The organism is Streptomyces sp. NPDC047315 (genome assembly GCF_040643215.1).
GTDB lineage: Bacteria > Actinomycetota > Actinomycetes > Streptomycetales > Streptomycetaceae > Streptomyces.
Window position 1 is genome coordinate 231,393 of record NZ_JBEYTZ010000009.1, and the last position, 14,744, is coordinate 246,136.

Annotated in this window: 9 protein-coding genes; 6 read left to right on the top strand and 3 right to left on the bottom strand. The window is 69.6% G+C overall.

Annotated features, from left to right (window positions below; translation table 11 throughout):
• The first annotated feature begins 133 nt into the window (after nucleotides 1-133).
• Both ABZ842_RS13245 and ABZ842_RS13250 read left to right on the top strand, forming a co-directional pair.
• Nucleotides 134-1,252, top strand: a complete 1,119-nt coding sequence (locus ABZ842_RS13245; protein WP_361536281.1) for a peptidoglycan bridge formation glycyltransferase FemA/FemB family protein — start codon at nucleotides 134-136, stop codon at nucleotides 1,250-1,252.
• Between the two features lie 169 nt (nucleotides 1,253-1,421).
• On the top strand, nucleotides 1,422-2,453 hold the full coding sequence (locus ABZ842_RS13250) for an alanine racemase (protein ID WP_361536283.1): 1,032 nt from the start codon (nucleotides 1,422-1,424) through the stop codon (nucleotides 2,451-2,453).
• A 39-nt stretch (nucleotides 2,454-2,492) separates the two neighbouring features.
• Here the strand turns inward: ABZ842_RS13250 and ABZ842_RS13255 are convergent, their stop codons facing one another.
• Both ABZ842_RS13255 and ABZ842_RS13260 read right to left on the bottom strand, forming a co-directional pair.
• Complete coding sequence (locus ABZ842_RS13255; RefSeq protein WP_361536285.1) at nucleotides 2,493-4,109, bottom strand: glycosyltransferase 87 family protein; 1,617 nt, start codon at nucleotides 4,107-4,109, stop codon at nucleotides 2,493-2,495.
• Between the two features lie 128 nt (nucleotides 4,110-4,237).
• Complete coding sequence (locus ABZ842_RS13260) at nucleotides 4,238-6,907, bottom strand: transglycosylase domain-containing protein (RefSeq protein ID WP_361536287.1); 2,670 nt, start codon at nucleotides 6,905-6,907, stop codon at nucleotides 4,238-4,240.
• Between the two features lie 360 nt (nucleotides 6,908-7,267).
• On the opposite strand from ABZ842_RS13260, the gene ABZ842_RS13265 reads away from it, so the two are divergent.
• From ABZ842_RS13265 to ABZ842_RS13275, 3 genes are all read left to right on the top strand, one after another.
• Nucleotides 7,268-7,981, top strand: coding sequence for a PadR family transcriptional regulator (locus tag ABZ842_RS13265; protein WP_361536416.1), 714 nt, complete (start codon nucleotides 7,268-7,270; stop codon nucleotides 7,979-7,981).
• Between the two features lie 59 nt (nucleotides 7,982-8,040).
• Nucleotides 8,041-9,123, top strand: a complete 1,083-nt coding sequence (locus ABZ842_RS13270; protein ID WP_361536289.1) for an inositol-3-phosphate synthase — start codon at nucleotides 8,041-8,043, stop codon at nucleotides 9,121-9,123.
• Between the two features lie 131 nt (nucleotides 9,124-9,254).
• Nucleotides 9,255-10,538, top strand: a complete 1,284-nt coding sequence (locus ABZ842_RS13275) for an MFS transporter (RefSeq protein ID WP_361536291.1) — start codon at nucleotides 9,255-9,257, stop codon at nucleotides 10,536-10,538.
• 112 nt (nucleotides 10,539-10,650) lie between these two features.
• Here the strand turns inward: ABZ842_RS13275 and ABZ842_RS13280 are convergent, their stop codons facing one another.
• On the bottom strand, nucleotides 10,651-12,096 hold the full coding sequence (locus ABZ842_RS13280; RefSeq protein WP_361536293.1) for a CCA tRNA nucleotidyltransferase: 1,446 nt from the start codon (nucleotides 12,094-12,096) through the stop codon (nucleotides 10,651-10,653).
• 185 nt (nucleotides 12,097-12,281) lie between these two features.
• Between ABZ842_RS13280 and ABZ842_RS13285 the strand changes: the two genes are divergently transcribed.
• Complete coding sequence (locus ABZ842_RS13285; protein ID WP_361536295.1) at nucleotides 12,282-14,741, top strand: DUF6049 family protein; 2,460 nt, start codon at nucleotides 12,282-12,284, stop codon at nucleotides 14,739-14,741.
• The last annotated feature ends 3 nt before the right edge of the window (nucleotides 14,742-14,744 follow it).

Here is a 14,744-nt window from a genome sequence, read left to right on the forward strand (position 1 = left end):
CCCGGTGCCGGGCGGCGGTCCCGACCGCCGCTTTCCACACGCCCATTCGGGGCGCTCCCCCAGCGCAGTAGGCTTCGGCGCGAGAGCCGGAGCCCCTGACCCATGGGGACACACCTGCTGAGGAGCGCCCCACATGAGCCTGACACTGAGGACCATCAGCCGAGAGCAGCATCTGGCGTACATCCAGTCCCTGCCGTCGGCCAGCCACTGCCAGGTGCCGGCGTGGTCCGACGTGAAGACCGAATGGCGCTCCGAGAACCTCGGTTGGTTCGACAGGAACGGCGCGCTGGTCGGCGTGGGTCTGGTGCTGTACCGGCAGTTGCCCAAGATCAAGCGGTACCTCGCCTACCTCCCCGAGGGCCCGGTCATCAACTGGTACGCGCCGAACCTGGACGAGTGGCTCCGACCCATGCTCGCCCACCTCAAGCAGCAGGGCGCCTTCTCCGTGAAGATGGGCCCCCCGGTCGTCATCCGCCGCTGGGACGCCCCGGCCATCAAGTCCGGCATCCAGGACCCGGACGTGAAGCGCCTGCGGGACGTCGAGGCCACCCACATCGAGCCGCGCGCCTTCGAAGTCGCCGACCGGCTGCGGAAGATGGGGTGGCAGCAGGGCGAGGACGGCGGCGCCGGCTTCGGCGACGTCCAGCCCCGGTACGTCTACCAGGTGCCCCTCGCCAACCGCTCGCTCGACGACGTCCTCAAGGGCTTCAACCAGCTGTGGCGACGGAACATCAAGAAGGCCGAGAAGGCCGGTGTCGAGGTCGTCCAGGGCGGCTACCACGACCTTGAGGAATGGCAGCGGCTGTACGAGATCACCGCGGTCCGCGACCGCTTCCGGCCGCGCCCGCTCTCGTACTTCCAGCGGATGTGGACCGTCCTCAACAACGAGGACCCCAACCGCATGCGGCTCTACTTCGCCCGCCACAACGGCGTGAACCTCTCCGCGGCCACGATGCTCGTCGTCGGCGGCCACGTCTGGTACTCGTACGGCGCCTCCGACAACATCGGCCGCGAGGTCCGGCCTTCGAACGCGATGCAGTGGCGGATGCTGCGCGACGCGTACGCGATGGGCGCCACCGTCTACGACCTGCGCGGCATCAGCGACTCCCTGGACGAGACCGACCACCTCTTCGGCCTGATCCAGTTCAAGGTCGGCACCGGCGGCGAGGCCGTCGAGTACGTCGGCGAGTGGGACTTCCCGCTCAACAAGCTGCTGCACAAGGCGCTCGACATGTATATGTCGCGCCGCTGACGTGCGCCGGGTCGCCGGCGGCCGTCCGTCGTCCGCCGACACGCCTCTGACGGCCCCGGCGCCCGCACCGTAACCTCGTAGATCAACCTCGTAACTCCCGTACACCCCCGTACACCGCGGGAACCCCGCAGAACCCTCTCGCAGCCACCAGAAAGGTCCCGGGCCGGCCATGGCGCTCTCCCTGTACGTCGACACCAACCGCTGGCGGGCGCACCAGAAGTCCGTGATCGACCAGTTCCCGGGCCTGGTGCCCGTCTGCAAGGGCAACGGTTACGGATTCGGCCACGAGCGGCTGGCGGAGGAGGCCACCCGCTTCGGCTCCGACATCCTCGCGGTCGGCACGACGTACGAAGCGGCCCGGATCAAGGACTGGTTCAGCGGCGACCTGCTGGTCCTCACCCCCTTCCGGCGGGGCGAGGAACCCGTTCCACTGCCCGATCGCGTCATCCGCTCCGTGTCCTCGGTGGACGGCGTGCACGCCCTGGTGGGCGCGCGCGTGGTCATCGAGTGCATGAGCTCCATGAAGCGCCACGGCGTGTCCGAGCAGGACCTGGCCCGGCTGACGGGCGCCATAGACGACGTACGGCTGGAGGGCTTCGCCATCCACCTGCCGCTGGACCGCACGGACGGCTCCGACGCCGTCGAAGAGGTCATCGGCTGGATGGACCGGCTGCGGACCGCCCGACTGCCGCTGCACACCATGTTCGTCAGCCATCTGCGCGCCGAGGAGCTGGCCCGGCTGCGCCAGCAGTTCCCGCAGACCCGCTTCCGCGCCCGCATCGGCACCCGCCTCTGGCTCGGCGACCACGACTCGACCGAGTACCGCGGCTCCGTCCTCGACGTCACGCCGGTCGCCAAGGGCGACCGCTTCGGCTACCGGCAGCAGAAGACGGCGTCGGACGGCTGGCTGGTCGTCGTCGCGGGCGGCACGTCCCACGGGGTGGGCCTGGAGGCCCCGAAGGCGCTGCACGGGATGATGCCGCGCGCGAAGGGCGTGGCGCGCGCCGGCCTCGCGACCGTCAACCGCAATCTGTCGCCCTTCGTCTGGGCGGGCAAGCAGCGCTGGTTCGCCGAGCCGCCGCACATGCAGGTGTCGATCCTGTTCGTGCCGTCGGAGGCGCAGGAGCCCCGGGTCGGCGACGAGTTGGTGGCGCACCTGCGCCACACCACCACCCAGTTCGACCGCATCGTCGACCGCTGACCGCGGAACCGGGCAGGGGTCGGCGCCGGCGCCGGCCCGTCAGCCCTCGTCGTCGCGCGGCGGCGCCTTCGTAGGTGCCGTCGTGGGTGCGGGCGTAGGTGCCGTCGTGGGCGGCGCGGTGCCCCACTCCACCCTGGCCCCCCGCGCCTGCTCCTCGGGCGCCCCGGCGGGCTCCGTACGACGGCCGCCCAGCACGAAGGCGTCCGGCGCCCGGTCCAGCACCCCGCCCGAGGGGTCGTCCGACCCGTCCTGCCGTACGCCGTCCCGCTCGGGCCGCAACACGTCCCGCACCACCATCGCGCACAGGTACAGCGTCCCCAGCAGATGGGCCGCGATCGCCAGCTGGTAGCCCTCCGGCGGCAGGCCCTGGTGCTTGCCGCTGGTCGTGTACGCGAGGTACATCCAGATGCCGAGGTAGTACGCGACCTGGCACGCCTGCCAGATCAGGAAGTCCCGCCAGCGCGGTCGGGCCAGCGCGGCCAGCGGGATCAGCCAGAGCACGTACTGCGGCGAGTACACCTTGTTCGTCAGGATGAACGCGGCCACCACCAGGAAGGCGAGCTGCGCGAAGCGCGGTCGCCTCGGGGCCGCCAGCGCCAGCGCCGCGATGCCACCGCAGGCGATGACCATCAGCAGGGTCGCGGCCGTGTTCACCGACTCGACCTCGAACGACTCGCCCGTGCGCTGGGAGATGACCAGCCAGAAGGAGCCGAAGTCGATCTGTCGCTCCTGGCTGAAGGTGTAGAACTTCTTCCACCCCTCCGGCGCCGCCAGCATCACCGGCAGGTTCGTCACCAACCACGCTCCGGCGGCCCCGATGGCGGCGGTGCCGAACTCCCGCCACTTCCCGGCGCGCCAGCACAGCAGCAGGAGCGGGCCGAGCAGCAGCACGGGATAGAGCTTCGCCGCCGTCGCCAGTCCGATCAGTACGCCGAAGGCCAGCGGGCGGCTGCGCGACCACATCAGCATGGCCGCGGCGGTGAGCGCCACGGCGAGCAGGTCCCAGTTGATGGTGGCCGTCAGGGCGAAGGCGGGCGCCAGGGCGACGAGGAGGGCGTCCCAGGGGCGACGGCGGTGGGTGCGGGAGACGCAGACGGCGATGACCGCGGTGCAGATCATCAACATGCCGGCGTTGACCAGCCAGTACACCTGCTCCTGGTGCTGGATGGAGCCGTCCGACGGCGTCAGCCAGGCGGCCACCTGCATGAAGAGCCCCGTCAGGACGGGGTACTCCAGGTACTCCATGTCCCCGGGGAGCCGGTCGAAGTACGGCAGGAGCCCTTCCGAGAAGCCCCGGCCCAGGTAGAGGTGGGGGATGTCGGAGTAGCAGGCGCGGGTGTACTGCGAGCTGGTGCCTCTGAACCAGGCCCAGTTGTAGCAGGGCAGCTTCTGCACCATGCCCAGCGCGAACATCCCGATGGCGGTGAGGGCGACAACGCGTACGGGGGTGAGGTACCCGCCGCGGACGCGCAGCGCGTAGCGGCCCGCCGGACCGCCGATCAGCTCGCTGCCGGCCGCCGCGACGGAATCGCGCCGGGTGGGCCGTACGTCCGGCCGCACGTCCGAAGCCGCGGCTCGTCCCGCGTCCGGCGCCGCGTCCGGCCCTGCCTCGGCTCGGTCGTCCCGGTGCACGCTCGTCTCTTCTGCGCTGGGCATGGTGCACATCCTGCCGTACGTGAGGGACCGCACGCGGGGGAGTACGCCACGAGGGCCGTCGCATCCGGTGCTGTCCGGATGCGACGGCCCTCGTGGGCCGGCTCGGGTGCCGCAGGGCGCCTCGGGTACTACTCCCAGCCGTCCCGGCCGGCGATGATGCCGGTGCTCGGGCGTCCGCTGCTCTCGGTGCCGCTGGGCTTTCCGCCGGGGCCGCCGTTGTCGTTCCCGTTGTTGTCGTTGCCGTTGTTCCCGTTGCCGTTGCAGTTCCAGTCGTCCCAGGGGTCACAGGACTGCGAGGCGCTGCTGGAGGTCTTCGGCGGGCCGCTGCTGGTCGTCTCCTTCGACGGCTCGTCCGACGGCTTCTCCGACTCCTTCTTCGACGGGGTCGTCGACGGCGACGGCGGCGGACTGGAGGCGCCACCGCCCCAGACGGCCTCGCCGATCGGCTCCGGCTTCGGGAACTTCAGCGACTTCTGGCCCTCAAGTGCGTCGCCCATGTAGTCCGCGAAGATGTCGGACGGGAACGACGAACCGTGGATCTTCTTCTGGCCGCCGGTGCCGAACATCTCCAGGAAGGCCCGGTTCTTCTTCGTCTCGTCGTCGTCGAGGCGGTACATGTCGATCGCGGTGGCCAGCTTCGGCGTGTAGCCGACGAACCACGCCGACTTGTTGCCGTCGGTCGTACCCGTCTTGCCGGCGATCTCATGCCCCTTGACCTGGGCGTTCTTACCCGTGCCCTCGGTGACGACGTCCTTCAGCACATCGGTGACGTTGTTCGCCACGGCCGGGTCGAAGGCGCCCTTGGGATCGTCCTTGTGCTTGTAGATCACCTGGCCCTTCTTCTTGACCTGCTCGACGGAGTACGGCTCGCGCTGCTCGCCCTGGGCCGCGAAGGTGGCGTACGAGCTGGCCATGCGGATGGCGCTCGGGGTCGAGATGCCGATCGAGAAGGAGGGCACGTTCGCCTTGTTCAGCGACTCCTCCAGCAGACCCGAGTCGATGGCCGCCTCGCGCACCTTGGGGATGCCGATGTCCATGCCGATCTGGACGAAGGGGCTGTTCGCGGACTCGATCATGGCCTCGCGCATGGTCATCTCGTCGTACGACTGATCACCGTCGTTGACCTGCAGCCACTCCTCGCCCTTCTCGTTGCGCCAGGTGGAACCGTCGTATTGCTTGATCTTGAGCCGGTTCTTGCCGCTGTAGCCGCCCTTGTCCGGGTCGACCTTGGTGCGGTCGGCGTCCGACTGGGTGGCGGGCTTGCTGGGGTCGCGCACGCCGTCGCGCATCGCCGCGGCCAGTACGTACGGCTTGAAGGTCGAGCCGACCTGGGCACCGGTGTTGTTGGCGTTGTTGGTGAAGTGCTTCGTGGCGTCGGCACCGCCGTAGATCGCGACGATCTTGCCCGACTCGACGTCGATCGAGGCCCCGCCGAACTGGACGTGCGTGTCCGTCTCCGGGCGCTTCTTCGGGTCGATGTTCTCGTCGTACGCCTTCTTCACGGCCGCTTCGAGCTGCTGGACCTTCTTCTTGTTGAAGGTCGTGTGGATCTCGTAGCCGCCCAGCGCCAGGTCGTCGCCGGTGATGCCCTGCTTGTTGTTGTTGATGAAGTTGGCCTTGGCGAGGTCGACCAGATAGCCGATCTGGCCGCCGAGCTTGGCGCCCTTGGTGACCGGCTCGATCTTGGGCAGCGCGGTGAACGTCGCCCGCTTCTCCTTGGTCAGGTGGCCGTCCTTGACCATCTCGTCCAGGACCCACGCCCAGCGCTTGGTCACCCGCTTGAGGTTGGCCTCGGGAGTGGCGGCGGCGTCGATGTCCACGGAGCCGGCCGGGTCGTAGTACGTCGCGCCCTTGAGCAGCGTGGTGAGGAACGCCGCCTCGCTCTCGTCCATCTTGATGGCGTCCTTGCCCAGGTAGGTCCGGGCGGCGGCCTGGATGCCGTAGGCACCGCGGCCGTAGTACGAGGTGTTCAGATAGCCGGCCATGATGTCCGACTTCTCCTCCTCCGCACCGACCTTTATGGAGATGAACAGCTCCTTGACCTTGCGGCTCAGGGTCTGCGACTGGTCGGCCAGCACCGCGTTCTTCACGTACTGCTGGGTGATGGTGGAGCCGCCCTGGGTCTGCTCGCCCTTGGCCATGTTCACCAGGGCCCGGGAGATGCCCTTGGGGTCGATGCCGGAGTCCGTCTCGAAGGTCTTGTTCTCCGCCGAGATCACGGCCTTCTGCATGTGCTCCGGGATCTGGCTGATGTCGACGTTCTGACGGTTGACCTCACCGCCGGTCGCGGCCATCGGCGTGCCGTCGTCCCAGTAGTAGACGTTGTTCTCGGCCTTGGCCATCTTGTCCGGGTCGGGGATGCCCACCATCGCGTACGCGAGGGTCGCGGCCCCCATCAGGACGCCGAGGAAGGCCAGCGAGAGCCCGCTGACCAGCTTCCAGGACGGCACCCAGCGACGCCAGCCGTCCTTGTACCGGCGCGGGTAGTCGATCAGGCGCTTCTTGCCGGGGCGCCCGCCGTGACCGGGGTCCTGGTGGCCGCCGGCGCCCGCGCCGCGGCGCCCGCCGCCGCGACCGCCCCGGCCGCCGCCCGCGGCGCCGTCCCCACGTCGACGTCCACCGCGCTGGGCCGCTCTACGGGCCTCGGCACGGCCGCCGTAGGGCCGCTCCTCGCCGTGTGCTGCGGGCTCGGATCCATGGGACGGGGCTCGGCGGCCGGACGGCTGCTGGGCGGCGCGCCTGGCAGCCGCCCGCCCGCCGCTCTGTGGCTGCGGCGGTTTGCGACGGTGCTCGCTCATCGAACGACTACTCCTCGGGCAGGCGAAATGCCTGGAAGTGGCAGTTGACTTCCGGTCCCCCCAACACGGATGCGGACCGGCCGGCACAAAAGGCTCGTCCGCTGTGCATCCACGGCGATGACGTCCGGCGACGGCCCATGGTTCCCGGCGGTCTGCATCCGCACAGACTACGCACGGCCAAATCCCTCCCGACACTGAAGTTCATCCCAAAACAGGCAAGTTGCTCGGAATGAATTGGTTATGTGACGCCGTTCACCGCACCCCCCCTTGTCGCAGGGGCATCGCCGCCCTATCGTGCTGATGTATCGAGTCGATACATCAGCACGAGACAATCGGTCAGGGCGGACGAGGGAGGCGATGGTGAGCAGGCGCTCGGGGATCCTTGAGTTCGCCGTGCTCGGCCTGCTTCGCGAAGCCCCGATGCATGGGTATGAGCTGCGGAAACGGCTCAACACCTCGCTGGGGATCTTCCGGGCCTTCAGCTACGGGACCCTCTACCCCTGCCTGAAGACGCTGGTCGCCAACGGCTGGTTGACGGAGGAGCCGGGCAGCGCCCCCGAGGACGCCCTCGCGGCGTCCCTGGCGGGGCGCCGGGCCAAGATCGTCTACCGGTTGACGGCGGAAGGAAAGGAACGCTTCGAGGAACTGCTCTCGCACACCGGCCCCGACAGCTGGGAGGACGAGCACTTCGCGGCTCGCTTCGCCTTCTTCGGGCAGACGGAGCGCGAGGTACGGATGCGGGTGCTGGAAGGCCGCCGCAGCCGGCTGGAGGAGCGCCTGGAGAAGATGCGCGCCTCCCTCGTCCGCACCCGGGAGCGCCTCGACGACTACACCCTGGAGCTCCAGCGCCACGGAATGGAGTCCGTGGAGCGCGAAGTGCGCTGGCTGAACGAGCTCATCGAGAGCGAGCGGACGGGGCGGGACCAGCGAAGCTCCTCCCCTGACGAAGCGCCTCGCGAGAACAACACACGTGGTTCGCAGGACGGCCTGCCCCGGCACGGGGGCACGGGGTCCGGGGGGACTCCTCCCGGCCCCGGCTCCGCGCCGGATCCGTCCGACGACACCGCCAACTGAGACCCCGCGGTCCGCAGGGTCTCATCCGGAATACCGAAATGACACAGGGAGCAACCGGAATGGGTTCGGTTCGCGTAGCCATCGTCGGCGTGGGCAACTGCGCCGCCTCGCTGGTGCAGGGCGTCGAGTACTACAAGGACGCCGACCCGGACAGCAAGGTGCCGGGTCTGATGCACGTCCAGTTCGGCGAGTACCACGTCCGTGACGTCGAGTTCGTCGCCGCCTTCGACGTGGACGCCAAGAAGGTCGGCCTGGACCTGGCGGACGCCATCGGCGCCAGCGAGAACAACACCATCAAGATCTGCGACGTGCCCAACTCCGGCGTCACGGTGCAGCGCGGCCACACCCTCGACGGTCTGGGCAAGTACTACCGCGAGACCATCGAGGAGTCCGCCGAGGCCCCGGTCGACATCGTCCAGGTCCTCAAGGACAAGCAGGTCGACGTGCTGGTCTGCTACCTGCCCGTGGGCTCCGAGGACGCGGCGAAGTTCTACGCCCAGTGCGCCATCGACGCCAAGGTCGGCTTCGTCAACGCCCTCCCGGTCTTCATCGCCGGCACCAAGGAGTGGGCCGACAAGTTCACCGAGGCGGGCGTCCCGATCGTCGGCGACGACATCAAGTCGCAGGTCGGCGCCACGATCACGCACCGCGTGATGGCGAAGCTGTTCGAGGACCGGGGCGTCATCCTGGACCGCACGATGCAGCTGAACGTCGGCGGCAACATGGACTTCAAGAACATGCTGGAGCGGGAGCGGCTGGAGTCCAAGAAGATCTCGAAGACGCAGGCCGTCACCTCGCAGATCCCCGACCGCGAGCTGGGCGAGAAGAACGTCCACATCGGTCCGTCCGACTACGTCGCGTGGCTCGACGACCGCAAGTGGGCCTACGTCCGCCTGGAGGGTCGTGCGTTCGGCGACGTCCCGCTGAACCTTGAGTACAAGCTGGAGGTTTGGGACTCCCCGAACTCGGCCGGCGTCATCATCGACGCGCTGCGCGCTGCGAAGATCGCCAAGGACCGCGGCATCGGCGGCCCGATCCTCTCCGCGAGCAGCTACTTCATGAAGAGCCCGCCGGTCCAGTACTTCGACGACGAGGCCCGCGAGAACGTCGAGAAGTTCATCAAGGGCGAGCTGGAGCGCTGAGTCGACGCTGAGCCGAGCTCCGTGCCGGCCGCCCCTCGGGGCGGCGCACGGCGGTGATCACGGAGGGTCCCCGGGTGTCCGCCCGGGGACCCTCCGCGTGTACGGGAACCCCGTGTGTGACTCTTGACCGCATGCCCGTCGTACGTGATCTGCGCGTACTCCTGCGCCTGACGAACTTCCGCCGGCTCCTGGCCGTTCGACTGCTCTCCCAGACAGCCGACGGCGTGTACCAGGTCGCGCTCGCCACGTATGTGGTCTTCTCGCCGGAGAAGCAGACCTCACCCGCCGCCATCGCCTCCGCCATGGCCGTCCTGCTGCTGCCGTACTCCCTGATCGGCCCCTTCGCCGGAGTCCTCCTGGACCGGTGGCGGCGACGACAGGTCTTCCTCTACGGCAATCTGCTGCGGGCGCTGCTGGCCTGCGGCACCGCGCTGCTGATCCTGGCCTCGGTGCCCGACTGGCTCTTCTACCTCTCCGCCCTGCTGGTCACCGGCATCAACCGCTTCGTGCTCGCCGGTCTCTCGGCGGCCCTGCCCCGGGTGGTGGACGACGAGCGGCTGGTCATCGCCAATGCGCTGTCGCCGACCGCGGGCACCCTGGCCGCGTTCGCCGGCGGAGGGCTCGCCTTCGTCGTGCGGCTGGTCTCGGCCGACTCCGACGCCGCGGTCGTCCTGCTGGGCGCCGCCCTCTATCTCTGCTCCGCGCTGGCCTCGCTCCGGATGAGCCGGGAACTGCTCGGCCCCGACCCGGACCGGGTGCAGCCGCGGCTGCTCACCGCCGTCGCCTCCACGGCGCGCGGTCTGGTCAGCGGAGTGCGCCACCTCGCCGAGCGGCCGACGGCGACGCGTGCGCTCACGGCGATCACCCTGATGCGCTTCTGCTACGGCGCCCTGACGGTGACCGTGCTGATGCTCTGCCGCTACGCCTGGTACACCGACGAACAGGACGGCCTCGCCCTGCTCGGGGTGGCCGTCGCCGTGTCGGGGGCCGGGTTCTTCACCGCGGCCGTGATCACCCCCTGGGCCATCGACCGACTCGGTCGGTACGGCTGGATGATCACCTGCGCCGGGTCGGCGGCCCTGCTGGTGCCGGCCCTCGGGCTGTTCTTCCACCCGGGACCGATACTGGTCGCCGCCTTCGTCCTGGGACTGGTCACCCAGGGAACGAAGATCACCGCAGACACCGTCGTCCAGACGTCGGTGGACGACGCCTATCGCGGTCGGGTCTTCTCGCTCTACGACGTGCTGTTCAACGTCGCCTTCGTGGGCGCAGCGGGCGTGGCCGCGCTAATGCTGCCCCCGGACGGCCGCTCGGCCACCCTCGTCGTCCTGGTCGCGGCGATCTACGCGGCGACCGCCCTGTTGCTGAAGCGCTGGAGCCGCTCGACCGCGGGTCATGTTTCACGTGAAACATGACCGTGGAACCGACAGGGCTCCATGTTTCACGTGAAACATGGAGCCCTGTGTACGGAGCCGTGTGTACGGAGCCGTGTGTGCGTGGACGATGTGTGCGTGACCGATGGGACGCTCAGTCCTGCTGGGTGGCCCACCACTCCTTGAGCGCGGCGACCGCGGCGTCGTGCTCCATCGGCCCGTTCTCCAGGCGCAGCTCCAGCAGATGGGCGTACGCCTTGCCGATGGCCGGCCCGGGGCCGATGTCCAGGACTTCCTGGATCTCGTTGCCGTTGAGGTCGGGCCGGATGGCGTCCAGTTCTTCCTGCTCCTTCAGCTGGGCGATCCGCTCCTCCAGGCCGTCGTAGGTCCGGGAGAGGGCTGCGGCCTTGCGCTTGTTCCGCGTGGTGCAGTCCGAGCGGGTCAGCTTGTGGAGCCGGGTCAGGAGCGGGCCGGCGTCGCGCACGTAGCGGCGGACCGCCGAGTCGGTCCACTCGCCGTCCCCGTACCCGTGGAACCTCAGGTGCAGCTCCACCAACCGGGAGACGTCCTTGACCAGCTCGTTGGAGTACTTGAGCGCGATCATCCGCTTCTTGGTCATCTTCGCCCCCACCACCTCGTGGTGGTGGAAGGAGACCCGGCCGTCCTTCTCGAAGCGCCGGGTGCGCGGCTTGCCGATGTCGTGGAGCAGGGCGGACAGCCGCAGCACCAGGTCCGGGCCCTCCTCCTCCAGGTCGATGGCCTGCTCCAGCACGGTCAGGGAGTGCTCGTACACGTCCTTGTGCCGATGGTGCTCGTCGCTCTCCAGCCGCAGCGCCGGGAGCTCCGGCAGCACGTGGGCGGCCAGCCCGGAGTCCACCAGCAGCGCGAGGCCCTTGCGGGGGTGGGCGGAGAGGACCAGCTTGTTCAGTTCGTCCCGGACCCGCTCCGCGGAGACGATCTCGATGCGCGCCGACATCTCCGTCATGGCGGTGACCACCTCGGGCGCCACCTCGAAGTCGAGCTGGGCCGAGAAGCGGGCCGCCCGCATCATCCGCAGGGGGTCGTCCGAGAAGGACGCCTCCGGGGTGCCGGGCGTGCGCAGCACCTTCGCGGCCAGGTCCTCCAGCCCGTGGTGCGGATCGATGAACTCCTTCTCCGGCAGCGCGACGGCCATCGCGTTCACGGTGAAGTCGCGGCGGACGAGGTCCTCCTCGATCGAGTCGCCGTAGGACACCTCGGGCTTGCGGGAGGTCCGGTCGTACGCCTCCGAGCGGTAGGTGGTGACCTCGATCTGGTAGCCGCTCTTCTGCGCGCCCACCGTGCCGAACGCGATCCCGACGTCCCACACCGAATCCGCCCAAGGCCGGACGATCTTCAGTACGTCCTCGGGGCGAGCGTCCGTCGTGAAGTCCAGGTCGTTGCCGAGCCGACCGAGCAGTGCGTCCCGGACCGAGCCGCCGACCAGGGCGAGGCGGAACCCGGCCTCCTGGAAGCGACGGGCAAGATCGTCCGCAACGGGCGCTACGCGCAGTAGTTCTGCAACTGCACGGCGTTGCACCTGGCTCAGTGCGGTGGGGGTCTCTTCATTCGGATTCGGCACAACAGAAGAGGGTACGTGGCCTGGCCGACGGGGGTGCCCGGAAGGCCGTCATGATCGTGCTGGCCACTCCGCGGCACTCAGAGCCGGCGCACCTCGTTACCATGCGTGGATGCACTGGGCGACAGCGCCCCGATGCAACAGACGACGAACTGACGACCAACCGACGACGAGGGACGGACGAGGGCGTGGCCGAGGCGGCAGCATTCCGGAGGACGACCCGCTCTCCCGCCCGCCGCTGGCTACGTCGGACCGGCGCCTGGCTGGCCGTCGCACCCCTGGCCGCCGGGATCCTCGCCGGACCGCTGGCGTCCGCGTCCCAGGCGGCGGAGCCGATGGGCGCGCCCGCCGCCCGGAGCGCGCCCCAGACGGCACCGGCGGCCAAGAACTCGCGGACCGTGGACGTGTCGCTGAACGCCCTGACGCCGAGCGCGCCGCGCGAGGGCGACACCCTGACCGTCACGGGCACGGTGACCAACAAGGGGAAGCAGACCGTCAAGCAGTCCGAGGTCGGGCTGCGGGTGGGGCCGGCCCTCAGCGGGCGGACGGCCATCGACCGCGCCGCCAAGCGCCCCGGCTACGACCCGGGCACCGACGGCTCCGCCATCGACGGCAAGTACACCGTGAAGCTGCCGGCGCTGGCCCCCGGCATCAGCCACGACTTCAGCATCTCCGTGCCGGTCGACGACCTCGACCTCGGCGCGGACGGCGTCTATCCCGTCGGGGTGGCCCTGTCGGGCCAGACGCCCAGCGACCCGTACAAGGACGTCCTCGGGTTCCAGCGCACGTTCCTGCCCTGGCAGCCGGACCCGCTGAGCGAGAAGCCCCAGTTCACCTTCCTCTGGCCGCTGATCTCCTCGGCCCATCTGACGTCGGACGTGGGTACGGACGAGCAGCGGACCCCGGTGTTCGAGGACGAGGAGCTCGCGAAGGAGCTCGCTCCCGGCGGCAGGCTGGGACAGCTCGTCTCGCTCGGCAGCGAGCTGCCCGTCACCTGGGTCGTCGATCCGGACCTCCTGGCCACCGTCGACGCCATGACCAGGAACTACCGGGTGATGAACGGGACGGAGACCGTCCCCGGGAAGAACCAGGCGCTCGCCAAGCAGTGGCTGAGCTCCCTCCAGGCAGCGATCCAGGACGACAAGGTGATCGCGCTGCCGTACGCCGACCCGGACCTGGCGTCCCTGGCGCACCGCGGCAAGAACGTCTCCGGCTCCCTCAGCCACCTCCAGCAGGCCACCGAGGTGGCCAAGCGGACCGTGGAGACGGTCCTGCACGTCGAGCCGTCGATGGACTTCGCCTGGCCCGTCGAAGGCGCGATCGACTCCTCCATCGTGGACGTCGCCACTTCGGCGGGCGCGAGCAACGTGATCGCCCGGAGCGACAGCCTGGAGGACGACCTCCAGTACACCGCCTCCGCGGCCCGTCCGATCGGCGGCGGCACGACCGCCGTGGTCACCGACGCGCGGCTGTCGAAGGCGTTCCAGAGCTCCATGGTCCACGGCGAGGCGTCCACCCTCGCCGTCCAGCAGTTCCTCGCCCAGTCGCTGGCAGTGGCCCGCCAGGACGCCGACGGCCCGCGCAGCATCGTCGTCGCCCCCCAGCGGGTGCCCACCGCGGCCCAGGCGCAGGCCATGGCGCACGCCGTGAAGCAGCTCTCCGACGAGCGCTGGACCCAGCCCGTCGACCTGGTCGCCGCCGCCGAGGTCAAGCCGGACGAAAGCGCGTCCCGACAGGTGCCGTCCACCTCGCGCTACCCGGCCCACCTGCGCAAGCAGGAGCTGACCGTCCGGACGTTCGAGGACATCCGCGCCACCCAGACCGCCCTCGATAAGTTCACGGTCATCCTCACGGCCCGGGACCGGGTCGAGACGCCGTTCTCCCGGGCGATCGACCGGGAGATGTCGAACTCCTGGCGCGGCAACCGCACGGCCGCCGAGGAGTACCGCACCGACGTGGAGGAGAGCCTGCAGGCCCTCACCGGCGAGGTGCAGCTGATCGAGAAGTCGCAGATCACGCTCTCGGGCCGGAGCGCCACGATCCCCGTGACCGTGCAGAACCGGCTGCTCCAGGACGTCGACAACCTGGTCCTGCGGCTCAGCTCGGACAACGCCGCCCGCCTCAGCCTCGACGGCGACAAGGGCGTCGCCGAGCGCCCGATCGAGGTCAAGGCGGGCCACAGCCAGTCCGTGAAGTTCGACGCCCTGGCCAACGCCAACGGCCAGGTGCGGATGACGGCGCAGCTCTACACCGAGGACAACAAGCCGTACGGCGAGAAGATGCAGTTCACGGTGAAGGTCTCCGAGGCCACCCCCACCGTCCTGCTGGTGATCGCGGGCGGTGTGCTGCTCCTGGTCCTCGCCGGGGTGCGGATGTACACGCAGCGCAAGCGGGCGGGCGGCGACGGCCCCGCCACCGAGAACGGCTCCACGCCGGAGGACGGCCCCGAACCGACGCCCGCGGGGGACCCCGAGGGGAACGCCCGGGGGGACGCCTCCCCCGAGGGGGCACAGCCGTCGGAGGACGACGTCGAGGCCCGGGATCCCGAACAGGACGCCCCGGATCCCGGGCAGCCGAGTGACCCGACGCCGGACACCCGGCAGGAAAGCGGCAACCGGTCGGTCGCGGGTGAGAAAGTGGACCGTTGAGCG

Excerpts from the sequence above, each read along its gene's own strand:
- ABZ842_RS13245 (WP_361536281.1), top strand. The coding sequence starts at position 134 with ATGAGCCTGACACTGAGGACCATCAGCCGAGAGCAGCATCTGGCGTAC.
- ABZ842_RS13250 (WP_361536283.1), top strand. The coding sequence starts at position 1,422 with ATGGCGCTCTCCCTGTACGTCGACACCAACCGCTGGCGGGCGCACCAG.
- ABZ842_RS13255 (WP_361536285.1), bottom strand. The coding sequence starts at position 4,109 with ATGCCCAGCGCAGAAGAGACGAGCGTGCACCGGGACGACCGAGCCGAG.
- ABZ842_RS13260 (WP_361536287.1), bottom strand. The coding sequence starts at position 6,907 with ATGAGCGAGCACCGTCGCAAACCGCCGCAGCCACAGAGCGGCGGGCGG.
- ABZ842_RS13270 (WP_361536289.1), top strand. The coding sequence starts at position 8,041 with ATGGGTTCGGTTCGCGTAGCCATCGTCGGCGTGGGCAACTGCGCCGCC.
- ABZ842_RS13275 (WP_361536291.1), top strand. The coding sequence starts at position 9,255 with ATGCCCGTCGTACGTGATCTGCGCGTACTCCTGCGCCTGACGAACTTC.